Here is a 24,305-nt window from a genome sequence, read left to right as displayed (position 1 = left end):
ATTAAGCGCTAACGATTAACTATCTGATTATTAGACAAATAATTTTATAAGTACAGGCGATATTTTCTGTGTTTAAGAAAGGGATTAAGGGTTATTAATAACTTTTACTCATCCAGCTCTGCAATAATATTACGGCCGATATAGTATCTACCAGCTCTTTATTTTGCCGGGCCTTTTTACCCATGCCGCTTTGGGCTATGGTAGCCGATGCCATTTTGGAGGTGAACCGTTCGTCCAGCATTTCTACCGGGATCTCGGGGAAGGTTTTTTTGAGCAGGTTTACAAAGCCCTTTACATGTATAGCCGATTGCGATGGGGTATTATCCATCTGTTTGGGTTCGCCAACTACAAAGCGTTCAACGGGTTCTGTTTGCAGATATTTTTTTAGATAGTCGATAATTTTTAACGGATGAACGGTATCCAAGCCTGTTGCGATGATCTGCATAGGGTCGGTAACCGCGATGCCAATGCGCTTGGTACCATAATCAAAAGCCATTATCCGCATGACTTCGTAGATATGAGATGTGAGATTTTAGATATGAGATGTCGCATAGCAAAAATAAATACTTATTTCATTCAAAGATAGGCCAATCCTCCTGTTGTCTCAAATCTCATATCTAAAATCTCACATCTAATTTTTACCTTGCACCAATGCAGTTTAAGGATATTATAGGGCAAGAGACAATTAAGCAGCGACTGATGAACTCGGTAAACGAGAACAGGGTAAGCCATGCGCAGTTGTTTTTGGGTCCCGAGGGTGCGGGTGGTTTGGCGCTGGCAGTAGCATATGCGCAATATTTATCGTGTGAAGATAAACAGCCAACGGATTCTTGCGGAGTGTGTTCATCGTGCCGTAAGTACCAAAAACTAATGCACCCCGATCTGCACTTTTCCTATCCGTTCTTCGCCAAACATAAGGATGATACCGCCCTTACCTTTATTGAACAGTGGCGCGATGCATTTACGGCCAACCCCTATCTGAGCCTTGATATTTGGCGCGGATACCTCGAGGCCGAGAACAAACAGGCAAACATCAACATTGCCGAATGCCACCAGATCATCAAAAAACTAAGCTTTAAGCCATTTGAATCGGTATATAAAATTCTGATACTTTGGCTGCCCGAATATTTGGATAAGGAGGGTAACGCCCTGCTAAAAATGATAGAGGAGCCACAGCCCAATACGCTGTTTATCCTTGTGGCCCAAAATCAAGATCAGATATTGAATACCATTCTATCGCGTACGCAACTTATTAAAATACCTTGTTTAAATTATGAGGATATTAAAGGCGAGCTGATCAATAAACACCATCAAACAGAAACCGCGGCTTCAGAAATTGCTTACCTGAGCAATGGTAACGTGACCGAAGCCCTGGCTATGCTGCAGCACGATACTAAAAGCTACCACACGCTGTTTGTGCAATGGCTGCGCCTGTGTTTCGGCAATAAAGGCCTCGAAGTTTTGAGTTTTGTAGACCAGATGGCCAAGATGGGCCGCGAAAATCAGAAGAATTTTTTACGCTACGGTACCAGTTTTATCCGCGAGTGCTGCCTGCTAAGGGCGGGTGCCGAACGGATTGTTAAGCTGCCCGAGCAGGAGATGGAAACGGCCAAAAAAATGTCGGCTGTTATTACAAATGCCATGGCGCAGGCCATTATAACCGAGCTTGAAAAGGCTCATTATCATATAGAACGTAATGCAAACCCTAAAATCTTGTTTTTAGACGTATCTTTACAAATTATAAAAGTTCTAAATTTGAAAACTGTCCCTGCGGGGAATCATTATATACCGAATTAATTATGGGATGCGGAAGTTGCTCAACAGGCGGCGGTTGTTCGCCTGCAGGCTGCAAAAGTAATGGCTCATGCCTTACAAATGGTTGCAGCAAATTAGATGTACACGATTGGCTATCACATATGGATATGCCAACTAACTATAAGCCTTACTCTATTGTCGAAGTAAAATTCAAGGGATCGCGTAAGGAGTTTTATCATAATAACGATAACATTTACCTGGAAGCGGGCGATCTTGTAGCGGTTGAAACCACTACCGGCGGCTACGATATTGGCCACGTATCTATCACCGGCGAGCTGGTGCGGATGCAGATGACCAAGCGCCATGTAAAAGAGGCTGATGTTGTTAAAAAGATCTATCGCCGTGCTACCGTTGCCGATGTAGACAAGTGGAAGCTTGCCAAGGATATGGAGTGGGAAACCATGCATAAATCGCGCACGCTGGCATTAGAGCTAAACTTATCTATGAAGATAAGTGATGTAGATTACCAGGGCGATAAAACCAAGGCCACCTTTTATTATACGGCCGAAGGCCGCGTAGATTTCAGGGAACTGATCAAAAAAATGGCCGAGAGTTTCCGCATCAGGATAGAAATGCGCCAGATTGGGATGCGCCAGGAAGCAAGCCGTTTAGGCGGCATTGGCTCCTGCGGCCGCGAACTTTGCTGCAGCACCTGGTTAACAGATTTTAAAACTGTTTCCACATCTGCGGCACGTTATCAAAACCTTTCGTTAAACACATTGAAACTTGCCGGCCAATGCGGTAAATTAAAATGCTGCCTTAACTACGAGCTGGATACTTACATGGACGCCTTAAAGCATATCCCTGATAATGTGAGCGTGCTAAAAACCGAAAAAGGTGATGCCCGCCTGCAAAAAACAGATATATTTAAAAAGATAATGTGGTTTAGCTACCCCCGCGAAGAAGCATGGGTACCTATGCCTATTGCCAAGGTAAAAGAGATCCAGCAACAAAACCGCGAAGGTATTATCCCGGCAGATTTAGGTGAAGTTGTTGAGATAGAAACCAAACCGGTAAAAATATTAGATTACGAAAATGTTGTTGGGCAGGATAGTTTAACCCGCCTTGACGATCGCCGTAACAGCAACAACCGCAATAAGAATAATAAAAACCGCAATCGTACCCAGCAGCAAGGCGGCAATCGCCCCGATGCAGCACAAGCCGGTGCAAGGCCGGAAGGTGGTAACCGCCCGCAGGGAAATAAGCCCGCAGGTGGCGGTCAAAGGCCAGAGGGTGGCAACCGTCAGCAGCACCAGCAAGGGCCACGCCCGGATGGCCAGCAGGCCGGTGGGCAAAAGCCGGAAGGCGGCGGTGGCAATCGCCCGCAGGGAAATAACAACAACAGGCGTAACCGCCCGCGGCCAAACAATCCAAACAATAATCAACCCCGCAACGATAACCCGAGCAACCCGGAATAATGCAAGCGTTTAAATTTCTTTTTGGTGGAATAATTGCCCTTGTGCTTTTTTCGGCACAAGGCTGCACGGATCCCAACGCGGTTATAGATCAAAACACGGCGATAGCCAATCACAATTGGTCGTATGTTAACCGGGTTAAGTACGATGTTAAGATAGATGATATCAGCGTGCCCTATAACCTTTATTTTAACCTAAGGGTTAGCGGCAATTATAAATATGCTAACATGTTTGCGCTGCTCATTCAAACATCGCCAGGCAAAAAAACACATACCACCCGTTACGAATTTAAACTGGCCAATAAAGATGGTGAGTGGCTGGGCAGTGGCAGCGGTAATTTATACAGCTTTCAATTGCCGCTACGTACCCAATATAAATTCCCGGCCAAGGGGGTTTACCATTTCGAGATAGAGCAAAATATGCGCGATAACCCGCTGCACGAGGTTATTGATGCCGGCTTAAGGGTAGAAAAAGCACAGAACACCCCAAATAATTAAAACCCGCAATACTTCTGTTTGTAGTTTAAGTATACCAATGTACTTAACTATGAAAAAGTTATTTGTTTATCTGTTTGCAGCAGCCATAAGTTTATCTGCCTGTAAAGGCAATAATAAAACGGACGGTGATAAACCCGATTCGGGCGCAACAAATGTAGGCAGCTCCGGCGCGGCAGATACCACAGTGTCATCAAGCGCTCCCGCACAAACAGGCACAGGTGGTACCGATACCAGCGGCAATGCAAAAGGCACAACCAACCCAACTGCCGATACCCTTAAAACCAATCCTAAATAATATGAAAAAGCCATTTGTTTATCTGTTCATATTAATGGCTATTACAGTTGTTGCCTGTAAAGGGAATAAACCGGGTAGTGATAGCGATACTTCGGCAGATTCCGGTCAAACCCATGTAGGGAATGAGTCTCCGGCAGATAGTGCTAAGTATCAAACTACCCCAACAGAAACCGGCGGGAAAGATACCAGCGGCAATGGATCCGGCAACACCAATGCGCCAAAAGATACACTGAGGACAAACCCATAATTTACTAAGTATTTTATTTTAATAGTAAAATTACTACATTCGTTTTGCTAATATTTTTATCAAAATGGGTGTAGCTATTATAATTTGTGCCGGTGTTATTTTGTTGGGAATCGTGCTGTTTGTTTTATTAAGAAAACCTGCGGCCGGGCTTATTTCTGCTGATGAACTTTCTAAGTTAAAAAAAGAAAATGAATCGTTAAAGATAGCGTTGGCACAAGCCGAGCAAAAAGCCACCAGCTTACTTTCTGAAAAAGAAAACATTACAAAACTGCTTAAAGACGAACAAAACCGCTTGCTTGATGAACTTTTATACGAGCGTACCCAGTTGGCACAGGCTAATCAATCTTTAGAATCTTCCCGATCGTACTTTCAAGCGCAGCAGCAAAAGCTGACCGAGCAAAAAGAAGAAATTGAGCAAACCCGCCAGCATTTTCAGCGTGAGTTTGAGAATGTAGCCGAAAAGTTATTGAAGGAAAAATCGCGTGAATTTACCGATGTAAACAAGCTGAGTATTGACGCTATCTTAAATCCGTTGAAAGAAAATATTAAAGCTTTTGAGGATAAGGTTGATAAAGTTTATAATATGGAGGCCGCCGAGCGTAACACACTTAAAGGCGTTATCACTCAACTTATGGACCTTAATAAACTGATCAGTACCGAGGCATCAAACCTAACCAAGGCTTTAAAAGGCGACAATAAGAAGCAAGGCAACTGGGGTGAAGTTATTCTGGAAAAAGTTTTAGAACGAAGTGGCCTGGTGCGCGATCGTGAATACCGGATACAAGCCAGCCTGAACGGCACAGATGGCGGCAGGTTGCAACCCGATGTTATAATTGACCTCCCGGATGAAAAACATTTAATAATTGATTCTAAGGTCTCGTTGATAGCTTACGAGCGCCTGGTGAATTGCGATACCGAGGAAGAGCGAAAACTGTTTTCAAAAGCGCATGTAGAATCGTTACGTAACCACGTGCATGGTCTGTCGTCAAAAAACTATCATGACCTGTACCAGGTAAACTCGCCCGATTTTGTTTTGCTTTTTGTACCGATAGAATCCTCCTTTAGCTTTGCTGTACAGCTGGATGCCGACCTATTTAGCGATGCCTGGGATAAACGGGTAGTAATTGTTAGCCCGAGTACTTTACTGGCCACCCTGCGTACTATTGCCAGTATCTGGAAACAGGAACGCCAGAACCGTAATGTATTAGAAATTGCTCGCCTAAGCGGATCTATGTATGATAAGTTTGTTGGCTTTATGGCCGATATGGATAGCATCGGCAAAAATATTAACCAAACGCAATCGGTTTATAACAGCGCATTTAATAAACTGGTTGATGGCAACGGTAATTTAACCAAAACCGCCGAGAAGATTAAGGGATTAGGGGCTAAGGCCAATAAGCAGTTGGATAGTAAGTATTTGGATGGGGAGTAAGTTTGCAGTTATCAGTACGCAGTTGGCACTAATAACTGTAAATTTATTTCAGCACGTCATTGCGAGGTACGAAGCAATCTCTTTAGGACAGTTATACACCTTGCATAAGGGAATAGCTTAAAGAGATTGCTTCGTACCTCGCAATGACGGGCGGTTAAATTTTATTCCCCAGCCTTAAAAGCGTTCCAACCCTGCGCTTTTAGCTCGTGCAAATTGCCGGATTTTGTGATTAAGCTGCAGCCTTCGTTTGGCTCCGTGATATAACCGATGATAGAGAAATCCATTTTATGTTTGATCTTATCATAATCTGCTTGTTTTACGGTGAAAAGTAATTCATAATCTTCACCGCCACTTAAAGCGCAAACGGTTGGGTCCAGGCCAAATTCGCGGGCGGTTTCGTAGGTCATTGGGTCGATAGGGATCTTTTCTTCGTATAACTTACAGCCTTTATTGCTTTGCTTGCATATGTGTAAAATCTCGGATGCTAAACCATCAGATACATCTATCATTGATGTTGGCTTAACGCTTAATTCTTTTAACAGATCAATAATATCCTTACGTGCCTCTGGTTTTAGCTGGCGTTCAACGATATAGTCTTTCCCTTCCAGATCGGGCTGAATATTTGGGTTTTCGATATAAACCAGTTTCTCGCGCTCTAATAATTGTAATCCGGTATAAGCACCACCCAAATCGCCTGATACACAGATCAGGTCACCTTCTTCGGCAGTATTACGGTAAACAATATCTTTTTCATCGGCATAACCAATAGAAGTAATGCTGATAACCAAGCCTTGTTTTGAAGCTGATGTATCACCCCCCACAATATCTACATTATAATTGCCGCAGGCCAGGTAAATACCTTCATATAATTCTTCAATAGCCTCTAAGGGGAACTTGCTGCTCATACCAATAGAGACCGTAACCTGGCTGGCAGTACCATTCATAGCATAAATATCGCTCAGGTTAACCTGTACAGCTTTGTAGCCTAAATGCTTAAGCGGTGTATAAGCCAGATCAAAGTGAATACCTTCTAAAAGCAGATCAGTAGATATCAGGGTTTTCATCCCCTCAAAACTTAAAACAGCGGCATCATCCCCCACCCCCTTCACCGTACTTTTTTGAGTAAGTATTATGTTTTTGGTAAGGTGGTTTATCAGGCCAAATTCTCCTAAGTTCTCTATATTGGTTTTCTCTTCGTTCTCGAACATACTTATTATGATTTCACAGATTACAATGGTGATTACAGCGATTGATTATTATAACGATATAGAATCGGTGTAATCAATCTTAAACAAATCGGTGCAATCCAAATAAAGTACAAAAATACGAAAGCTTAATACAATAACCTTATTGTAATTGCTTTATCCGCATACAGTTAGCCCAATTGTAATATTTACCATACAAATAATTAATTAACACATGGTTAATATATATCCCTTATTTTTACTTTACTAAATACATTTATATGAAAATCAGAAAATTACTTATTTTTTCAGCCCTTTTACTTGTTATTGCAAGTTGTAAGAAAGACAATACCCCACAACAACCTATAGACCCAATTGTAATACCACCGGCACCAAAACCTTATACTATTGTTGAAGGTTTTGAGACCGGTAGCAAAGGCGGTTATGCAATATTAGATGTTCAGTTAAATACGGGTATATGGAGTTTTAATGATGCCTTAATTGGTAATCTTGCTGCTGATGTTAAGGCCGATACAAAAGCTGTACGCTTGCGCACAGGCGATATCACCATGAAGTTTGACATTAAGGGTGTTGAACAGATCAGTATAAAACACGCTAAATATGGTAATGACGCGGCATCAACCTGGCAATTAATGATGTCTGTTGATAGTGGTAAAACCTTTACTCAGTTAGGTGCCGATATTGCCGAAAACAATACTACACTGGTTACCGATTCATTTAAGGTTGTTACCACAAAACCTGTTCGTTTCCGGATCCAAAAAACCGGTACTACACGTATTAACCTTGATGATATTACTTTTAAAGGTACAGGTGATGCAGGTATAATAGTTGGCTTACCGGATACTACCGACCCCGATACTACAACAAATACAGGTACACCTGCTGCAGACAGGGGCGTAACCGTTGGCCCCGACGCGCCACCAGCTACAGGAGACAATAGTAATTTATTGTTTGGTAACCCATCTAATGCACAACCTGCGGTTGTTATGGCTGATAATTACCTGATAGATCAAAGCTATTATACAGAATCGTACAGCAGCACCAGAGGTACACCAAACTGGGTGAGCTGGCATTTAGATGCTACCAATATTACCAACGCAGCACCAAGGGTTGATAACTTTGCAGGTTTTATAGGTTTGCCAAACACTTTTTACCAGGTAGAAAGTAATAGCTTTTCGGGTTCTGGTTTTGACAGAGGACATAACTGCCCATCTGCCGACAGAACAAGCTCTGCAAATGCTAATGCCGCCACTTTCCTGATGACCAATATGATACCGCAGGCACCACAAAATAATCAGCAAACCTGGGCCAATATGGAAAATTACCTGCGCGAACAGGTTGTTGCCGGTAACGAGGTATATATTGTAATGGGAAATTATGGTATGGGTGGTACAGGTTCAAAAGGCGCTGCAAATAAAATAAATAATGACCACATTATTGTACCAAGCAATGTTTGGAAAGTTGCTGTGATTGTACCTAAAGGTGATGGTGATATTAGCAGGATAACTACCAGTACCCGTGTAATTGCCGTAAATACACCAAACATTAATACAACAAATAGCGACTGGAGACAATACCGTGTTACCGTACGTGATATTGAAACCGCTACCGGTTATAACCTGCTATCAAATCTACCGCAGAATATACAGGATGCTGTAGAAACTAAAAAGGATAATCTATAGTTGAGATTACACTGATTTTAGGTGCTGATTTCACCGATAAAAAAGGCCTTGCTTGAATAAGCAAGGCCTTTTTTATTGTACTCGTCATTGCGAGGTACGAAGCAATCTCTTTAAGCTGTTCCTTCATGCAAGGTGTACAATTGTCCTAAAGAGATTGCTTCGTACCTTACAGCAATGACGGGTGGAAAGTGGCCTATAACCCCAAACTTGCTGAGATCTCCAGCATCCTTTCAATAGGTTTTACCGCTTTTTCTATGATATGTGCAGGCACTTCAATTTCCGGCATTTCATTTTTTAAACACAGGTAAAGCTTTTCCAGTGTATTACGTTTCATGTGCGGGCAGTCGTTACAGGCGCAGGTGTTATTTGGGGGTGCCGGAATAAAAGTTTTATCCGGGTTTTCCTTTTGCATCTGGTGTAATATACCGGCCTCTGTAGCCACTATAAATTCCTTTTCGGGGCTATTGGTAGCGTATTTTAATATCCCGGTAGTTGATCCTATATAATCTGCCAGCTGTAATATAACTTCCTCACATTCAGGGTGTGCCAGTATTTTAGCATTCGGGTAACGTTCTTTCAGCTTCGTAATTTTTTCACGGCTGAAGATCTCGTGTACCATACAGGCACCATTCCAAAGCACCAGGTCGCGGCCTGTTTTTTTGGCTACCCATGCCCCTAAATTCCTATCCGGTCCGAAAATAATCTTCTGCTCTTTCGGCAAACTTTCCACAATCTGCACCGCATTGCTTGACGTACAAACTATGTCGCTTAAAGCTTTCAGTTCTGCCGTACAGTTCACATAGGTTATCACCAAATGGTCGGGATAATTTTCTTTAAACTTTTTAAACAAGTGCGGTGGGCAGCTATCGGCCAAAGAGCATCCTGCTTTCAGATCCGGTAAAAGAACTTTCTTGTTTGGTGATAATATTTTTGCTGTTTCGGCCATGAAGTGTACACCGGCAAAAACAATAATATCGGCATCCGTTTTTGCTGCCTGCTGAGATAGGCCAAGGCTATCGCCAATATAATCGGCAATATCCTGAATATCTCCTTCCTGGTAATAGTGGGCCAGTATGACAGCATTTTTTTCTTTTTTAAGTTTTTCTATTTCGGCGAAAAGGTCAAGCGACGGGTCGATGTATTCGTCTGCAAAACCTTTCACTTTTATTTCTTCGAAGATATCCATTCCACAAATCAATTAATAATAACTCTTTTTATATATATAAATAAAACTATTGTTATTAAGGTGTTAGTTATGTTTAAAAGTCGTTCTGCTATTTGCTTGAAAAGTTAGTTTTCCATACTTATTAACAGTTCTTAACCTCTTTTTAGTTTTTATTTTGCTGATTTTAAGATTAGTGTGACAAACAAGTTTTAATTTAAATACTTATTTGTTGATAATTACATGCTGAATAAAATGTTAGTTTCGTTGTAATATCGTCTTACAAATCGCTCAAAAGTAAATGTAAAAACTGTAAATTTCAGAGTTATCAACGTTCTGTTTATTTCTTAAGTTTTTACTTACACAAAGTTAACATGTTTTATACCCCTTATTAACATAAAGGCTAATTTTACACAATACATATACTAAAGATGACCAGAACTGTTGATTTCCTTGTAGTAGGATCGGGTATAGCCGGATTAAGTTTTGCACTAAAGGCTGCAAAGCATGGTAAGGTACTGATAGTTACAAAAGCTAACGAGGATGAAAGTAACACTAAGTATGCCCAGGGCGGTGTTGCTGTAGTTGTTGATAAAAAAGAAGATTCGTTTGAAAAACACATAAATGACACCCTAATTGCCGGTGATGGCCTTTGCGACCCCGAAGTTGTGGAAGCAGTTGTTAAGGAAGGTCCAGAGCGAATTCGGGAGATTATTGATTACGGAACCAATTTTGATAAGACCAACGAAGGCATTTATGACCTTGCAAAAGAAGGCGGCCACAGCGAATTTAGGGTGCTGCATTATAAGGATATCACCGGATTTGAGATTGAAAGATCATTATTGGAAGAGATTCATCGCGAACCAAACATTGAGATACTAACCCATTATTTTGCTGTCGATCTGATAACCCAACACCATTTAGGTGAGTTTGTGGATAAGTCATCCGATAATATAAAATGCTACGGCATCTATGCTTTTAATACCGAGAATAACCAGGTAGAAAAGATAGAATCGAAAATCACCATCATGGCATCTGGTGGTGCAGGGCATATCTATTCGGTAACTACCAACCCTGTTATTGCTACCGGCGATGGTGTGGCCATGGTTTATCGTGCTAAGGGTAAAGTACGTAATATGGAATTTATCCAGTTCCACCCTACTGCCTTATATAACCCGGGGGAATATCCTTCATTCCTTATATCTGAAGCGGTACGGGGAATGGGTGGTGTATTAAGGCGCACTAACGGTGAAGAGTTTATGAACGAATATGATCATCGTAAATCATTAGCCCCACGTGATATTGTTGCCCGTGCTATCGACTCTGAAATAAAAAAGTCGGGGGAAGACTTTGTTTACCTCGATATCCGTCATAAAAAGAAAAAAGATATTCTGGAGCATTTCCCTAATATATATGCCAAGTGTTTGGATATTGGTATTGATATGACCCGCGATATGATCCCGGTTGCGCCGGCATGCCATTATATGTGTGGAGGCGTATTGGTAGATCACGAGGGCCGTTCGTCTATAGAGCGACTTTATGCCTGTGGCGAATGTTCATCAACAGGTTTGCATGGTGCTAATCGTTTGGCTTCTAATTCGTTATTAGAAGCCTTGGTTTTTGCACACCGGATATATAAGGATGCTATTGTAAACTTTAATGAGTTAGAGATACCTGCCAATATCCCCGACTGGGACGAAAAAGGTGTACAACTATCCAACGAAGATATATTAGTTACCCACAATATTCGCGAAATGCAAAAACTGATGAATGACTATGTAGGTATTGTTCGTTCCGATTTCCGTTTGGAAAGGGCTATGCGCAGGCTGCGTTTACTGTATGAAGAAACCGAAGATTTCTATAAGAAAACCAAGCTATCGGTTAAGCTTTGCGAGTTAAGGAATTTGATCCAGGTATCCTATTTGGTAGTAAAATCAGCAATGGCAAGGCACGAAAGCAGAGGGTTGCATTATACTACGGATTATCCTGAGCATCAGGAGGTTTTGGAGGATACGGTTTTTTAAATTAGCGATTAACTTCCGCGCACGTGATTGAGAGGTACGAAGCAATCTCCTGATAGATAAGTAATGGATATGATATTATGATTTCATCAAAGTTTCGAATATTAAGGATTATACCACTTGTATTGGTTAGTATAACTCTATTGATTTTCTTTTTTGCAAAAAAGTCACCGGCTTTTTCAGAACATTTTCCGCTGATAGTAAGGATATTTATGATATTATTTGGTGTTTATTTATTGTGCATTTTAGTAATAGGAGAACTTAGGACCCGAATAATAAAAGTGAAAATTTATGATAATTTTTTATCTAAAGCTGGTTTTATAGGATTAGGTATTAAGTCTGTTATTTATTATAAAGATGTAGATGGGTATAGTCTGGGAAGCCAATCTATTAGAGGTGGGCGTGTTTTTGAAACCTTTAATTTAATTAGGGGAAAGTATAAAGTTCTAAAACTATCTGAGTATTATCATGCTAATTATCGAGAGATGAAAGATGCAGTAATAAAAGCCGGAGTTAAAGATTTAGGGCTTTCAGATAGAAATTTTATCAGAGAGGCTATAGAAATATTTAGATAAAGCGAGCGGAAAACGGGATTCGAACCCGCGGCCTTCAGTTTGGGAAACTGATGCTCTACCAGCTGAGCTATTTCCGCTTATATTAATATCCAAACATAACAAAAGTAAATCAATCACTAAATCAATAATTCACCAAATCACTAATTAAATCATGCCTGTTATACTGCCTGTAAAAGATAAATCACCCGTATGGGGAACAGATTGTTTTATTGCCGAAAATGCTACCATTGTGGGTGATGTAGTAATGGGCAATAATTGTTCAGTATGGTTCAATGCGGTTATCCGTGGCGATGTGCATTACATAAAGATAGGCGATAACACCAACATACAGGATGGTGCTGTAATACATGCCACATACTTAAAAGCGCCAACCAACATTGGCAATAACGTATCAATAGGGCATAATGCCATTGTGCATGGCTGTACGCTGCATGATAATGTTTTGATAGGTATGGGCGCCATTGTAATGGATGATGCCGTTATAGAACCTTATGTAATAATAGGTGCGGGATCTGTAGTGCTGGAGAAAACAATCTGCGAATCGGGTTACCTGTATGCCGGCACTCCCGCTAAAAAAATAAAGCCCCTTACCGATGAGCAAAAGGCTTTATTAAATAAATTACCGCAAAACTATATCATGTACTCCGGCTGGTTTAAGGACTAACAGGTTCCTTTGGTATAGAAATAGGTTCTTCTGCCTCCCAGTTTGGCCTTAAGGTAATCTCCTTTTCGTAAAGCCAAATGTTTTCGGGTTGGGTCTTTTGCCGCACGTTACCACTATCCCATCGCCCGTTACGGTTGTCATCATATATAACTCTAACCTTGTATTTGCCGGTTAAATAGTTTTTGTAGATAATAGAAGTGCTTTTACTAATAGGGTCGCTGCGCACTATCGTTTTTGCTTCGTCCATTAGTTCTACCACATAGCGTTTGCTGCTGTCTGGTACGGTAACCTGTAAAGTTAACTGACTGTAATTTTCAGGTTTATCCGCTTCAAATGGTATACCCGTTCGTTTATTTTTATCACCGTATATATCTGTAAAAGCGGCTTCGTTTAAAACTAACTGGTATTTGCTGCCCACCCGCCAACGATATTTTATTAATACGCTGCGCGTGTTTGATGTATCTTTTTGTACCGTAAAGTTGGTCACATTTACCGAATCCTGGCTTAACGCTATCAACCCTGTCTCAAAACTTTCTATAGGTAAATTAGCGGTAATGCGCAGGTCTGTATTGGGCTTAAGCCTGTTATCGCGGTTAATACCATATTTAAAGGATAAAACACGTGCAAAGCTTTCTTTACGGCCTTTAAGCTGATAGATAGTATCTACCGGTTTATTATTATCGTATATGGCCACCCTTAACGAATCAAAATCCATATTGCGCATAAAAACAAGCGCGGTATCTTTAGTTTTACTTATCTCGTAAATTTTCTGATTATCAAGGGCCGGCGGATAGAGTATCTTTAATGATGGATTATTTAATCGCTTATTAAAAACAAGCGATAGGATCCCATCGGGGGTAAATTTCTTTTCGGATAAACGGAATTTCTCCGGGATCTGTTGAAATAACGAAAGCTTGATATTTGAGGTGTCTTTATTAAGAATTATCGATTTTTTTGAAAAAGCGATCAGCTCTTTATCATTATCAAAGATCTTATTTGGGCTCGGTTCTTTTAACGCGTAAATCCGGTATTCACCATCATGCAGATTGTTCAGCGAAAAATTACCCGATGAATCTGTAGTAGTAAAAATAGCGGGTTTCTTTTTTCCGAAAAGCAATGAGTCTTGTTTTATCGGGAAGATCATCACCGTTGCTTCTTTCTCTTTTTCCTGGGTGGTGCTGTTGATCACCGTTCCCGACATGCTCAACGAATCGATATGCGGGCCGGTCGAAAAAACATAAGTGAAATTGGTAAGCGTGTTGCTTTCGTTAACATCTTGTATGGCCTTCCCAAAGTTGATAACGTAGGTGGTGTTTTTTTGAAGCGTGTCTTTAAAATCGATGGTGAGCGTTTTTCTGCCGATCTTATACTCCGCTTGTTTTTCCTGCGCCGGGCTAATACTTATTTCCTGGTACTGATTGCTCAGTTTAAAAAATTCATCAAACTCCAGTTTAATTTCTGTGGCCGCGAAATTGCGCGTCATGTTTTCGGGAGTTGCCTTCAATAATTTTGGTGGGGTAAGGTCGCGGGGCCCTCCCTGCGGTTTTTGGATGCTTGCGCAACCATAAACCAATAAAATCACCATTAAGAAGAATAAATTTTTGCTGAAAAAAGCCGGTTTTGGATTTAACATTGTTTTTATGGCCTATAAACGATTTTTATCTTTTTATGAATTGTGATATTAAAACTTTGAAAAAATGCTTTATAAACGATATTATTATAATAAACTGATTTATAGCCTGTTATAACGTTATCTGGATACATGAACCATTAAAACCGATACATCTGACGGCGAAACGCCCGAAATTCTGGATGCCTGGCCTAAAGTGCGTGGTTTTATCCTCATCAATTTTTCGCGCGCTTCTTTCGAAAGTGAAACCAGCTGACGATAGTCAAACTCGGGATTAATTTCCCGGTCTTCCATTTTCTTCATGCGGTCAACAATTTCTAATTCTTTTATAAAGTAACTCTCGTATTTGATTTTTATTTCAGCCTGCTCAACAGTTTCTTTATCGTAGCCCGATAACTTATCTTGTAATGAGCTATCTATCCGCTTTAACTCATTAAACCCTATTTGTGGGCGGCTCAATAAATTAAACAATTTAGCGCTTTGGTTAATTGGTGTTGTTCCCGATTCTTCCAGTAAAGCATTTACTGCGGATGGATCAACGCTTTTAGTTCTGGTAAACGAGACGATGTCATCCGAGTTTTTGATCTTCCTGTTCACCTTCTCCAAGCGCTCGTTGTTTATTAAACCTAACTCGTGGCCCATCGGGCTTAACCTGATATCGGCGTTATCCTGGCGAAGCAACAAGCGGTGCTCTGCCCTTGATGTGAACATGCGATAAGGCTCCTCGGTACCTTTTGTAACCAGGTCATCTATCAAAACACCAATGTACGATTCTGATCTTTTAAGGATCAGCTCATGTTTGTCGTTTATTTTTTGATGCGCGTTAATACCCGCGATGAAACCTTGCGATGCCGCTTCTTCATAACCGGTGGTGCCGTTTATTTGCCCGGCAAAGTACAGATTGCTTATTAATTTTGTTTCCAGTGTTAAGCCTAATTGTGTAGGCGGGAAAAAATCGTATTCAATGGCATAACCCGGGCGGAACATTTTCGCGGTTTCAAAACCTGGTATTTGGGTTAAAGCTTTATACTGTACATCCTCTGGTAACGATGTAGAAAAACCATTAACATAGATCTCAACGGTATTCCACCCTTCGGGTTCAACGAAGATCTGATGGCGGTCGCGCTCTGCAAAACGGTTGATCTTATCCTCTATAGATGGGCAATATCTTGGGCCTAAACCTTTGATGCGGCCGGTAAACATTGGCGACTTTTCAAACCCCTCTTTAAGCGTTTCGTGTACTTTAGTATTGGTATAAGTTATCCAGCAACAGCGTTGGTCTTTGACTAACGCAACATCGGTATACGAGAAACGACCACGTTCTTCGTCACCCCATTGTTCTTCCATTAGGGAGTAGTTCAGGCTACGACCATCCACACGAGGAGGCGTTCCTGTCTTCATCCTACCCGATTCAAAACCCAGGGTGATCAACTGTTCAGTTAAGCCGGTTGCTGCTTTTTCACCCGTGCGGCCGCCGCCAAATTTCTTTTCCCCTATATGGATCACGCCATTCAGGAAGGTTCCATTTGTTAGTACTACAGCATCGGCTTCAATCTCTACTCCTATTGATGTACGTACACCGGCAATGGTATTTCCCTTTACCAATAGAGAGGTAACGGTGTCTTGCCAGAAATCAACATTAGGTGTTTTTTCTAAGGCGATGCGCCACTCTTCAGCAAACCTTGCCCTATCGCTTTGTGCCCTTGGGCTCCACATAGCTGGGCCTTTTGATAGGTTAAGCATACGGAATTGCAGGGATGTTTTATCGGTGATAATACCCGAATACCCACCTAACGCATCAATCTCACGCACTATTTGTCCCTTGGCTACACCCCCCATTGCAGGGTTACAACTCATCTGTGCTATAGTCCCCATGTTCATGGTAATAAGCAAAACAGACGAGCCCAAATTGGCGGCAGCAGCAGCAGCTTCACAGCCCGCGTGCCCGGCACCAACTACTATTACATTATATTTCTTAAACATATAACCTCCATGTTCCACGTGGAACATTATGTGATTTTTTACTTTGATGTTCCACGTGGAACGTTTAAAAATGAATAAAGCGCAAATGCACCCCAAACACCCTCTAGTACTACAAACGGGTAAAAATCTATTAAATAAGACGAGAAACAACATATTCCTGCGCCTAGAAAGTTCATTCCCGTGTATATTCTTCCCTGTGCCGATACCTTCTTATACATGTTCAATAAGAAAGCGATCAATAAAATAATGACACCAATAGAAGCGATAATATCCGATGTTTTCATCTTGTTATGCTTCTTTTAGTTCGCCTAATTCAATCCAGCGAGCTGTTTTTGCATCAAGCTGTTTGTTTAGGTAGGTGATCTTGTCCGTTAGCTTGGTCAACTCTTTTGGGTCGATATTGATAGTGTTTAGCTGGTCGGTTGTTTCCTCCAGCTTAGCCTCAATATCGGCAATTTCCTTTTCCAAACCCTCAAATTCTTTTTCTTCTTTAAAGCTCAGCTTGGCTTTCTTTGGTGCTTCTGCTTGCGCAGTTGGAGCAGCTATAGTTGGTTTTTTATTTTGTTGCTTTGCTTCTTCCAGGTCAACGCGGTATGAGGTATAATTTCCATTATAAATAAGAACTTTGCCCTCTCCTTCCATAATAAATAGTTGGTCGGTTAGTTTATCAAGCAAGTACCTATCGTGCGATACCATGATCAATATACCCGGGAAGTTGGTTAAAAACTCTTCCAATACATTCAGGGTATCTATATCTAAATCATTGGTAGGCTCATCCAGGATCAAAAAGTTTGGATTCTTGATAAGGATACTCATCAGGTGCAGGCGCTTCTTCTCGCCCCCGCTTAGTTTGGAAACCATACCATACTGCTTAGCCGGCGGGAATAAGAACAACGTAAGCAACGCCGAAGCCGATATTAGCTTTCCATCAGCCATGGTGATGAACTCCGCGACATTCTTTACAATGTCAATAACGCGTTCATCTTCCTTAAAGCTTAAACCCGACTGGTTAAAATAACCGATCACGGTAGTCTCTCCTTTTACTATCTCGCCACTGTCAGGCTGCAAGCCGCCTGTAATTAAGTTTAACAGGGTTGATTTACCGCTACCATTTTTTCCGGCTAAACCAATACGGTCGCCTTTCTTAAATGTATAACTAAATTTATCGATATAGGTATTGCCGTTAAAGCCTTTGCTTATGGCGTGCATCTCCATTATCTTATTGCCCTGGCGTGATGTTTTTACGCTCAACTCAACATTTTGTTTGGGTCCGTTGTTTTTTGTTTTGCCTTCCAGGTCATAAAAAGCATCTATCCTCGATTTTGATTTAGTACCACGGGCCTTTGGTTGCCTGCGCATCCATTCCAGCTCCTTGCGCAATAAATTCGAGTTCTTTTGAAAAGTTGCTTCATCAGATGCTTCCCTTTCGGCTTTCTTTTCCAGGTAGTAACCATAATTACCAATGTATGGAATGATCTTACCCTTGTCTATCTCTAAGATCTCGTTACAAACGTTATCCAGGAAGTACCTATCGTGCGTAACCATCAGGATAGTTTTGCTGCCTTCGGTCAGTAGTTTTTCCAGCCACTCAATGGTATCAATATCAAGGTGATTGGTAGGCTCATCTAAAATATATATTTCAGGATCTTCAATTAACAGCTTAGCTAAAGCTAAACGTTTCTTCTGGCCACCTGAAAGCGTGCTAATGTGTTGGTTAAGGTGATGTATGTCAAGTCTTCCTAAAATAGTCTTTATCTTATACTCATATTCCCAGGCATCAATCTCGCTCATCTCCTCCATTACTTTATCCATCTCCTTCATGTTCTCAGGGTCGTTCTCTAACAACTCCTCATAACGGCGGATCAGTTGCTGCTGGATGTTATCCGCATGGAAAATATAATCGCTGATGCTAATAGCGCCTTTAAAATGCGGGTCCTGCTCCAGATAGCCCACATTAAGGTCTTTACTTTGCGCAACTTTTCCTTCGGTTGGCTTTAACGAACCGGAAAGGATTTTTAACAAAGTTGATTTACCCGCCCCGTTAATACCAACAAGCGCAACCCTGCGGCCGCGGTTAATACCAATGGTTAGGTTTTTAAACAACCAGTTATCATGAAAGGAATGGCCTAAACTCTCGGCCGAAATATAAGTGCTCACTAAATAGTTTGTATTTTATCTGATGTATATATAAAAGTGCCCGTTGCACTTTCTAATGATTTTTTGAACATGGCATTGGCAACCGTAATGCCTTTAACGCTCCTGTATTTTTTTAACCCGCCAACTAATAACGGATCAACAACTTTGAATATGCCGCCAATTACTTTCTCTAAAAAGCGGCTCCTCTCCCGGTCACCTATCAGCATTGATGGCTGGTAGATGTGCAGGGTTTCTAAGCCAAGCTTTTGAATATCGTCCTCCAGCTCGCCCTTCAACCTGGTATAGAACATCGAGGAGTTTTTATCTGCCCCAATAGCCGTTACCAGATGAAACTGATTAACGCCGTTTTGCTTTGCTAATTGTGCAAGCTGTAAAGGATAATCATGATCTATCTTTCGATATAACGTCTTATCGGGCGTTTGGCTTTTTGTCGTCCCCAGGCAAGAAAATAACGCATGTCCTGTTATAGCTGCAGCATGCTTATCTAGCTCATCAAAATTTATGACCAGCTGAACTAACTTTTTATGCTGAAGGGGCAATTCTTTTCGAACTAGTACCAATACCTCGCTGTACTCCGGCTGTTGCAGCAGTATATTCAATAAATTACTGCCAATAAGGCCGCTTGCGCCCGCTATAATTGCTTTATATGCCATTATGGTCAGTTTTAACGTGCAAAAATACGCATAATTAAATTGTGGAATAAATATTGCATGTTTAAACATGTATTTAATTACATAACATTTATTATCCATTAAAAATTAGTAGAAAATGAGAACAGTATTTCATCCCGCAAACGAAAGAGGGTATAATGATATCGGTTGGTTAAAAGCGAACTTTTCGTTCAGTTTTGGGCCGTTTTTTGACCGAAATAGGACGAATTTTGGCGCTTTAAGAGTGCTAAATGACGACTTTATCGCCCGTGGAAATGGCTTCGGGAGCCACCCGCACGATAATATGGAAATCACCACTATTGTTCTGCAAGGAGCATTGGAACACCAGGACAGTATGGGCAATAAAGGCATCATAAAAGCCGGCGATGTACAGGTAATGTCGGCGGGTACGGGTGTGGTTCACTCAGAATATAACCCTTCTGAAACCGAAGATACCTTGTCGCTACAGATCTGGATCTTCCCTAAAGTGAGGAACATAGAACCCCGTTATGATCAAAAGAACTTTGGTGACAAGTTCGTGCAAAATGAATTTACCACATTGATCTCACCAGTAAAAAGTGATAATACCCTTTGGTTAAACCAGGATACCACTTTTTCTCAGGGCAGCTTTGATGCAGGCCAACAGATAAACTACACCATAAAAACACCCGGGAACGGCGCGTATGTATTTGTTCTTGAGGGAGATATCAATATAGACGGACAGGATTTAAACAAAAGAGATGCCCTGGGCGTTTATGAAGCAGATGCCTTTACAATACAAACCAATAGCGAAAGCCGGTTACTGATCATAGAAGTACCGATGGTATAACCTGAGCCAATATGATATTTTGGTAGCCAAAACATTTGGCCAATAGTTTGTTTATAACTGGCAAGTAATAAGAAACTTATGGCAGAGCAAGTAATTACCGGATATAAAAGATGGCTGGAGGGCATTGGTGAGCAAGGGGTGTTCTTCAAAAACTTTTCCCGCAACATTTTTAGGGGCGGTTTTGAGTGGTCGGAGTTTGTGCGCCAGTGTTACGAAATTGGTTACCGTTCTATGATGCTGGTAGGCATCACCTCCTTTATTATGGGGATGGTGCTTATTTTGCAGTTAAGGCCAGCTATGTTAGAAATGGGTGCCGAAAGCATCCTGCCAAAAACACTCGCGGTATCTTTTGTCCGCGAGATTGGGCCGGTTATTATAGCCATTATTTGTGCCGGTAAGGTAGCATCGGGCATTGGTGCCGAACTGGGCAGTATGAAGGTTACCGAACAGATTGACGCCATGGAAGTATCCGGGGCAAATCCGCTGCAATACCTGGTGGTTACCCGTATTTTGGCAACCAGCCTAATGATCCCTTTACTCACAGTTATAGGCGATGCTATAGGCCTTTTTGGAGGATATCTGGCATTAAACTTTACCGATGATATCTCCTTCTCGCTCTATTTTCACAAATGTATTGCCTCGCTTGAGTTTATAGACCTTTTCCCGGCACTTATTAAAACAGTATTTTTTGGCTTTGCCATTGGCTTTGTAGGGTGTTATAAGGGGTATAATTCTAATAAAGGCACCGAAAGCGTAGGCCTCGCGGCAAATTCGGCAGTGGTAACCGCTTCCTTATGGATCTTTGTTATTGATGCGGTTGCGGTGCAAATCACCAGCTTATTATTTTACAGGTAAACTATGGAAACAGCAACAAAACATACCAAAGAAAATAAGCAAGCCCTTAAAAACGAGGTGGTGGTTGATATCGACCATATCAGTAAGTCGTTTGGTAATAACGAGGTACTAAAAGATATCTCCCTGAAGCTAAAACGGGGCGAAAATGTGGTTATTTTAGGTAAATCTGGCCAGGGCAAATCAGTTACCATACAATGCATTGTTGGACTGCTTATACCGGACAAAGGGATCGTAAAGGTGTTTGGCGATGATGTGGGCGAAATGGATGCCGATGAATTGAAAGAACTGCGCACAAAGGTTGGCTTCCTGTTTCAGGGCGGGGCATTGTACGATTCTATGACCGTTAGGGATAATCTTGAATTTCCGCTTACAAGGGTTTTAAAACTGACCGACCAGGCCGAGATTGATAAACGTATTGAAGATGTGCTTGATGGTGTTGGTTTGCTTGACGCGATAGATAAAATGCCCTCAGATCTCTCCGGAGGGATGCGTAAACGGGCGGGATTGGCACGTACAATGATCGTAAGGCCCGAAATAATGCTTTATGATGAGCCTACCACCGGGCTTGACCCTATCACATCACGCGAGATAAGTGAGTTGATCCTGGAGATGCAAAAGAAGCATAAAACATCATCCATCATAATTACCCACGATATGGAATGCGCAAAAATTACTGCCGACCGTGTTGTGATCATGAATGAGGGAACATATATAGCCGAGGGCTCGTTTGATGAGCTGAAAAATTCGGAAGATACATTGGTAAGATCATTTTTTAACGAAACAACATGAAAACCACATCAGCACAAAAAATAAAAATAGGCGCATTTACCGTAATTGGGTTATTGGTGCTGTTTCTGGCTGTATTTTATATAGGCAATCAAAAAAGCCTTTTCAGTTCTACCTTTAGGGTTTATGGCACATTTAAGAACGTAAACGGACTTACTGTTGGTAACAATGTACGTTTTGCCGGTATAAATGTGGGTGTGGTTGATGCCATAAACATAGTTACCGATAGCTCGGTACGTGTTGATCTTACTCTTAATAATTCTGTTAAGAGATTCATTAAAACCGATTCGAAAATGAGCATTGGTAGTGATGGCTTAATGGGTGATAAACTGATTGTTATAGCGCCCGGAGGTATTAAAAGCAACAAAGAAGTTGATGAAGGCAACGAGCTGGGATCTGTTAACCCGGTTGATGTAGATAAGATCATAACCAAACTAACCCGCATTGCAGATAATGCGGAGACCCTGACTACCGACCTATCGCAAATTGTGGCAAAGGTTAATAGCGGTAAAGGAAGCATTGGGCGATTGTTAAACAATGATAAGATAGCAAAAGACCTGGAAGGCACGGTTAGGCAGGCCAACACAACCATGAAGGGCGTACATGCCACTACAGCCACCCTAAACGAAGACCTGAAAGCGGCGCAAAGCAACTTTTTATTAAAGGGGTTCTTCAATAAGAAAAAGAAAGCGGCCAAAGCAAAACAAGATTCGATCAAAAAAGCTCAGGAAAAGATCCAGGAGGCGAAAGAGAAAGCAGCAAAGGAGGCCGCTAAGAAGAAGGAAGACAATTAGACTATACTACAGTTTCCACCTCTCCCACCATGTCATTTCGATGAGCATATGTGCGGGAAAGAGCGTTGGGGCGAAGAGAAATCTTGTTTCATTAAGCAGGTCTACAAGCATATGGGCCGCTTTGAACAGGGTTTCTCACTATCGTTCGAAATGACATTGGGGTAATACCAATAAAAAAGGGGCTGAATTTCAACCCCCTTTTTATTATAATGCTTTTGTTATCTCGTCAGATAGTGGTTTAACGGTTGAGCGATAGCGATGTATCAGTTTGCCGTTCTCATCTATCAGAAATTTTTCAAAGTTCCATTTGATCTCGCCTGTAAAATCAGGGTTAGGCTCTGTTGTAAGATATTGAAATAATGGATCGATATCATCACCTTTTACACTCACCTTTGAGCTTAGCGGGAAGGTAACACCAAAATTTTTCTGGCAAAACTCTTTAACCTCGCTGTTTGTACCCGGCTCCTGGCCGCCAAAGTTATTCGCCGGGAAACCAACAACAACAACTTTGTCTTTATATTGATCTGCCAGTTTCTGCAGTTCGGCATATTGTGGAGTAAAGCCACATTTTGAAGCCGTATTAACGATCAAAAGTTTTTTGCCTTTGTACTTTGCCAGCGAAAAGGCTTTGCCATCGATAGTTTTCAGCTTAAAGGTATAAACCGATGAGGGCGCTGATGTAATAAACATCATAGCGCATATTAGCGTAAGTAATTTCATGTTTTAAAAAATTGGAGATGAATAATTTATAAGGTAAAATTAGGGATTAAAAACCTCTTTTATCCAAATAGAAATCTTCTTTCAGCGTCATTTTTTTCTTATCAGCAGGCGATTTATCCTTATATCCCAGTAAATGAAGCGCACCATGTATCAAAACCCGGTGCAGCTCATGCGCCTCTGTAACATTAAATTTACCTGCGTTTTCGCGAATGCGCTCTATAGAAATAAAAATATCGCCAACAATTACTCCATCTTCCTCCGAATTATCGAAAGTGATGATATCGGTATAGGTATCATGATCCAGATATTGCTTGTTTATCTGGAGCAAATATTCGTCAGTGCAAAAAATATAGGTAAGTTCACTCAGCTTATAACCCTCGGCAACAATGGTATCGGTTATCCATTTGCGTACCGCAGTTTTGTTCTTTAATTTATAGCTAATGTCCTCCTCGTGAAAAGTTATGGCGGGCATTATATCTTAAAATGTAGTTCAACCTGGTTTCCGCTTGTGTTAAATATACATTGGTCTGCAAGGTGTTTCAAAATAAACACACCGCGGCCAGTCAGTTCTTCCAACCGGTCGGCCGCTGTAGGGTCTGCAAGGTTATTATAATCGAAACCCGGGCCTTCATCGGCAACAGTCCAGATAATACGTTTACCGTCAACTTCAACATTAACAAAAACTGTTTTATTGGGGTCTAATTTATTACCGTGGATTATAGCGTTTATAACCGCCTCGTTAAGGCAGGTCATCATGTTGGCAAAGGTGTCCTCGCTAACCTGATATTTATCCGCTACTTCTTCTATCAGGGCCTCCAGCAGTGTAATGCTTTCGCGCTTTGAGGGAAGTTGTAATGTATAAAGTTCGGTATGAACATTTGCCTGTTCCAT

General features: G+C 41.3%; 25 protein-coding genes and 1 tRNA gene. 14 read left to right on the top strand and 12 right to left on the bottom strand.

Annotated elements, in window-relative coordinates:
- Positions 1-94 precede the first annotated feature (94 nt).
- Complete coding sequence (gene ruvX / locus NPE20_RS25180) at positions 95-505, bottom strand: Holliday junction resolvase RuvX (RefSeq protein WP_256541477.1); 411 nt, start codon at positions 503-505, stop codon at positions 95-97.
- Positions 506-651: 146 nt separating this feature from the next.
- Here ruvX and NPE20_RS25175 point away from each other — a divergent pair, with 146 nt between their 5' ends.
- From NPE20_RS25175 to NPE20_RS25150, 6 genes are all read left to right on the top strand, one after another.
- The gene (locus tag NPE20_RS25175; RefSeq protein WP_256541476.1) at positions 652-1,797 is read left to right on the top strand and encodes a DNA polymerase III subunit; all 1,146 of its coding nucleotides are present in this window, start codon (positions 652-654) and stop codon (positions 1,795-1,797) included.
- 2 nt (positions 1,798-1,799) lie between these two features.
- A complete protein-coding gene (gene ricT / locus NPE20_RS25170) occupies positions 1,800-3,233 on the top strand; it encodes a regulatory iron-sulfur-containing complex subunit RicT (RefSeq protein WP_256541475.1) in 1,434 nt (477 codons plus the stop codon).
- Complete coding sequence (locus NPE20_RS25165) at positions 3,233-3,727, top strand: gliding motility lipoprotein GldH (RefSeq protein ID WP_256541474.1); 495 nt, start codon at positions 3,233-3,235, stop codon at positions 3,725-3,727. The genes ricT and NPE20_RS25165 overlap by 1 nt, the downstream gene beginning before the upstream one ends.
- Positions 3,728-3,776: 49 nt before the next feature.
- Positions 3,777-4,022 (top strand): hypothetical protein, encoded by a 246-nt coding sequence (locus NPE20_RS25160; protein ID WP_256541473.1) that lies wholly within the window; start codon positions 3,777-3,779, stop codon positions 4,020-4,022.
- 1 nt (position 4,023) lies between these two features.
- Positions 4,024-4,269, top strand: coding sequence for a hypothetical protein (locus NPE20_RS25155; RefSeq protein WP_256541472.1), 246 nt, complete (start codon positions 4,024-4,026; stop codon positions 4,267-4,269).
- Between the two features lie 64 nt (positions 4,270-4,333).
- A complete protein-coding gene (locus tag NPE20_RS25150; protein WP_256541471.1) occupies positions 4,334-5,701 on the top strand; it encodes a DNA recombination protein RmuC in 1,368 nt (455 codons plus the stop codon).
- A gap of 161 nt (positions 5,702-5,862) precedes the next feature.
- Here the strand turns inward: NPE20_RS25150 and thiL are convergent, their stop codons facing one another.
- The gene (thiL, locus tag NPE20_RS25145) at positions 5,863-6,909 is read right to left on the bottom strand and encodes a thiamine-phosphate kinase (RefSeq protein ID WP_256541470.1); all 1,047 of its coding nucleotides are present in this window, start codon (positions 6,907-6,909) and stop codon (positions 5,863-5,865) included.
- Positions 6,910-7,166: 257 nt separating this feature from the next.
- Between thiL and NPE20_RS25140 the strand changes: the two genes are divergently transcribed.
- Positions 7,167-8,588, top strand: coding sequence for a DNA/RNA non-specific endonuclease (locus tag NPE20_RS25140; RefSeq protein ID WP_256541469.1), 1,422 nt, complete (start codon positions 7,167-7,169; stop codon positions 8,586-8,588).
- A gap of 193 nt (positions 8,589-8,781) precedes the next feature.
- Here NPE20_RS25140 and nadA read toward each other — a convergent pair whose 3' ends face one another.
- The gene (gene nadA, locus NPE20_RS25135; RefSeq protein WP_256541468.1) at positions 8,782-9,774 is read right to left on the bottom strand and encodes a quinolinate synthase NadA; all 993 of its coding nucleotides are present in this window, start codon (positions 9,772-9,774) and stop codon (positions 8,782-8,784) included.
- Between the two features lie 407 nt (positions 9,775-10,181).
- Between nadA and nadB the strand changes: the two genes are divergently transcribed.
- Positions 10,182-11,774: an L-aspartate oxidase gene (nadB, locus tag NPE20_RS25130; RefSeq protein WP_256541467.1), complete on the top strand. Its 1,593-nt coding sequence runs from the start codon at positions 10,182-10,184 to the stop codon at positions 11,772-11,774.
- Positions 11,775-12,052: 278 nt separating this feature from the next.
- Positions 12,053-12,346: a hypothetical protein gene (locus NPE20_RS25125; RefSeq protein ID WP_256541466.1), complete on the top strand. Its 294-nt coding sequence runs from the start codon at positions 12,053-12,055 to the stop codon at positions 12,344-12,346.
- A gap of 4 nt (positions 12,347-12,350) precedes the next feature.
- Here the strand turns inward: NPE20_RS25125 and NPE20_RS25120 are convergent.
- Positions 12,351-12,423, bottom strand: a tRNA-Gly gene (locus NPE20_RS25120).
- 74 nt (positions 12,424-12,497) lie between these two features.
- Here NPE20_RS25120 and NPE20_RS25115 point away from each other — a divergent pair.
- The gene (locus tag NPE20_RS25115) at positions 12,498-13,010 is read left to right on the top strand and encodes a gamma carbonic anhydrase family protein (protein ID WP_256541465.1); all 513 of its coding nucleotides are present in this window, start codon (positions 12,498-12,500) and stop codon (positions 13,008-13,010) included.
- On the opposite strand, the gene NPE20_RS25110 is transcribed toward NPE20_RS25115, so the two are convergent.
- The 5 genes from NPE20_RS25110 to NPE20_RS25090 all read right to left on the bottom strand — a co-directional run bounded on the left by NPE20_RS25110 (position 13,000) and on the right by NPE20_RS25090 (position 19,433).
- Positions 13,000-14,643 carry an Ig-like domain-containing domain gene (locus tag NPE20_RS25110; protein WP_256541464.1) on the bottom strand — a complete coding sequence of 548 codons (1,644 nt, stop codon included), beginning with the start codon at positions 14,641-14,643 and terminating at the stop codon, positions 13,000-13,002. The genes NPE20_RS25115 and NPE20_RS25110 overlap by 11 nt on opposite strands.
- A 117-nt stretch (positions 14,644-14,760) precedes the next feature.
- The gene (gene mnmG / locus NPE20_RS25105; protein ID WP_256541557.1) at positions 14,761-16,623 is read right to left on the bottom strand and encodes a tRNA uridine-5-carboxymethylaminomethyl(34) synthesis enzyme MnmG; all 1,863 of its coding nucleotides are present in this window, start codon (positions 16,621-16,623) and stop codon (positions 14,761-14,763) included.
- Positions 16,624-16,661: 38 nt separating this feature from the next.
- Complete coding sequence (locus NPE20_RS25100) at positions 16,662-16,907, bottom strand: CBU_0592 family membrane protein (RefSeq protein WP_256541463.1); 246 nt, start codon at positions 16,905-16,907, stop codon at positions 16,662-16,664.
- Between the two features lie 4 nt (positions 16,908-16,911).
- Entirely contained in the window at positions 16,912-18,780 is a 1,869-nt protein-coding gene (locus tag NPE20_RS25095) for an ATP-binding cassette domain-containing protein (protein ID WP_256541462.1), read from the bottom strand.
- On the bottom strand, positions 18,780-19,433 hold the full coding sequence (locus NPE20_RS25090; RefSeq protein ID WP_256541461.1) for an NAD(P)H-binding protein: 654 nt from the start codon (positions 19,431-19,433) through the stop codon (positions 18,780-18,782). The genes NPE20_RS25095 and NPE20_RS25090 overlap by 1 nt, the downstream gene beginning before the upstream one ends.
- A gap of 115 nt (positions 19,434-19,548) precedes the next feature.
- Between NPE20_RS25090 and NPE20_RS25085 the strand changes: the two genes are divergently transcribed.
- The 4 genes from NPE20_RS25085 (at position 19,549) to NPE20_RS25070 (ending at position 22,694) form a co-directional block, all read left to right on the top strand.
- The gene (locus NPE20_RS25085; protein WP_256541460.1) at positions 19,549-20,259 is read left to right on the top strand and encodes a pirin family protein; all 711 of its coding nucleotides are present in this window, start codon (positions 19,549-19,551) and stop codon (positions 20,257-20,259) included.
- Between the two features lie 78 nt (positions 20,260-20,337).
- Positions 20,338-21,114 (top strand): MlaE family ABC transporter permease, encoded by a 777-nt coding sequence (locus NPE20_RS25080; RefSeq protein ID WP_256541459.1) that lies wholly within the window; start codon positions 20,338-20,340, stop codon positions 21,112-21,114.
- 3 nt (positions 21,115-21,117) lie between these two features.
- Positions 21,118-21,903 carry an ABC transporter ATP-binding protein gene (locus NPE20_RS25075; RefSeq protein WP_256541458.1) on the top strand — a complete coding sequence of 262 codons (786 nt, stop codon included), beginning with the start codon at positions 21,118-21,120 and terminating at the stop codon, positions 21,901-21,903.
- Positions 21,900-22,694, top strand: coding sequence for an MlaD family protein (locus NPE20_RS25070; protein ID WP_256541457.1), 795 nt, complete (start codon positions 21,900-21,902; stop codon positions 22,692-22,694). Before NPE20_RS25075 ends, NPE20_RS25070 begins: the two co-directional genes overlap by 4 nt.
- Before the next feature lie 204 nt (positions 22,695-22,898).
- On the opposite strand, the gene NPE20_RS25065 is transcribed toward NPE20_RS25070, so the two are convergent.
- From NPE20_RS25065 to NPE20_RS25055, 3 genes are read right to left on the bottom strand one after another with little or no spacing between them, the layout of a single operon-like run.
- Positions 22,899-23,414, bottom strand: coding sequence for a glutathione peroxidase (locus NPE20_RS25065; RefSeq protein ID WP_256541456.1), 516 nt, complete (start codon positions 23,412-23,414; stop codon positions 22,899-22,901).
- 46 nt (positions 23,415-23,460) lie between these two features.
- Complete coding sequence (ybeY, locus tag NPE20_RS25060) at positions 23,461-23,886, bottom strand: rRNA maturation RNase YbeY (RefSeq protein WP_256541455.1); 426 nt, start codon at positions 23,884-23,886, stop codon at positions 23,461-23,463.
- The gene (locus tag NPE20_RS25055; RefSeq protein WP_256541454.1) at positions 23,886-24,305 is read right to left on the bottom strand and encodes an ATP-binding protein; all 420 of its coding nucleotides are present in this window, start codon (positions 24,303-24,305) and stop codon (positions 23,886-23,888) included. The genes ybeY and NPE20_RS25055 overlap by 1 nt, the downstream gene beginning before the upstream one ends.

The sequence above is a fragment of the Mucilaginibacter aquariorum genome, assembly GCF_024498135.1.
Classification (GTDB): domain Bacteria; phylum Bacteroidota; class Bacteroidia; order Sphingobacteriales; family Sphingobacteriaceae; genus Mucilaginibacter; species Mucilaginibacter aquariorum.
The sequence above is the reverse complement of the archived record's forward strand: the minus strand, read 5'-3'. Positions and strand labels throughout refer to the sequence as shown.

Bases quoted from the DNA above. Each gene is read 5' to 3' on its own strand.
- ricT (WP_256541475.1), top strand. From the start codon at position 1,800: ATGGGATGCGGAAGTTGCTCAACAGGCGGCGGTTGTTCGCCTGCAGGC.
- NPE20_RS25080 (WP_256541459.1), top strand. From the start codon at position 20,338: ATGGCAGAGCAAGTAATTACCGGATATAAAAGATGGCTGGAGGGCATT.
- NPE20_RS25065 (WP_256541456.1), bottom strand. From the start codon at position 23,414: ATGAAATTACTTACGCTAATATGCGCTATGATGTTTATTACATCAGCG.
- ruvX (WP_256541477.1), bottom strand. From the start codon at position 505: ATGCGGATAATGGCTTTTGATTATGGTACCAAGCGCATTGGCATCGCG.
- NPE20_RS25150 (WP_256541471.1), top strand. From the start codon at position 4,334: ATGGGTGTAGCTATTATAATTTGTGCCGGTGTTATTTTGTTGGGAATC.
- NPE20_RS25175 (WP_256541476.1), top strand. From the start codon at position 652: ATGCAGTTTAAGGATATTATAGGGCAAGAGACAATTAAGCAGCGACTG.
- NPE20_RS25090 (WP_256541461.1), bottom strand. From the start codon at position 19,433: ATGGCATATAAAGCAATTATAGCGGGCGCAAGCGGCCTTATTGGCAGT.
- ybeY (WP_256541455.1), bottom strand. From the start codon at position 23,886: ATGCCCGCCATAACTTTTCACGAGGAGGACATTAGCTATAAATTAAAG.
- NPE20_RS25165 (WP_256541474.1), top strand. From the start codon at position 3,233: ATGCAAGCGTTTAAATTTCTTTTTGGTGGAATAATTGCCCTTGTGCTT.
- NPE20_RS25155 (WP_256541472.1), top strand. From the start codon at position 4,024: ATGAAAAAGCCATTTGTTTATCTGTTCATATTAATGGCTATTACAGTT.
- thiL (WP_256541470.1), bottom strand. From the start codon at position 6,909: ATGTTCGAGAACGAAGAGAAAACCAATATAGAGAACTTAGGAGAATTT.
- mnmG (WP_256541557.1), bottom strand. From the start codon at position 16,623: ATGTTTAAGAAATATAATGTAATAGTAGTTGGTGCCGGGCACGCGGGC.
- NPE20_RS25160 (WP_256541473.1), top strand. From the start codon at position 3,777: ATGAAAAAGTTATTTGTTTATCTGTTTGCAGCAGCCATAAGTTTATCT.
- NPE20_RS25115 (WP_256541465.1), top strand. From the start codon at position 12,498: ATGCCTGTTATACTGCCTGTAAAAGATAAATCACCCGTATGGGGAACA.
- nadB (WP_256541467.1), top strand. From the start codon at position 10,182: ATGACCAGAACTGTTGATTTCCTTGTAGTAGGATCGGGTATAGCCGGA.
- NPE20_RS25085 (WP_256541460.1), top strand. From the start codon at position 19,549: ATGAGAACAGTATTTCATCCCGCAAACGAAAGAGGGTATAATGATATC.
- NPE20_RS25110 (WP_256541464.1), bottom strand. From the start codon at position 14,643: ATGTTAAATCCAAAACCGGCTTTTTTCAGCAAAAATTTATTCTTCTTA.
- NPE20_RS25140 (WP_256541469.1), top strand. From the start codon at position 7,167: ATGAAAATCAGAAAATTACTTATTTTTTCAGCCCTTTTACTTGTTATT.
- NPE20_RS25075 (WP_256541458.1), top strand. From the start codon at position 21,118: ATGGAAACAGCAACAAAACATACCAAAGAAAATAAGCAAGCCCTTAAA.
- nadA (WP_256541468.1), bottom strand. From the start codon at position 9,774: ATGGATATCTTCGAAGAAATAAAAGTGAAAGGTTTTGCAGACGAATAC.
- NPE20_RS25100 (WP_256541463.1), bottom strand. From the start codon at position 16,907: ATGAAAACATCGGATATTATCGCTTCTATTGGTGTCATTATTTTATTG.
- NPE20_RS25070 (WP_256541457.1), top strand. From the start codon at position 21,900: ATGAAAACCACATCAGCACAAAAAATAAAAATAGGCGCATTTACCGTA.
- NPE20_RS25055 (WP_256541454.1), bottom strand. From the start codon at position 24,305: ATGGAACAGGCAAATGTTCATACCGAACTTTATACATTACAACTTCCC.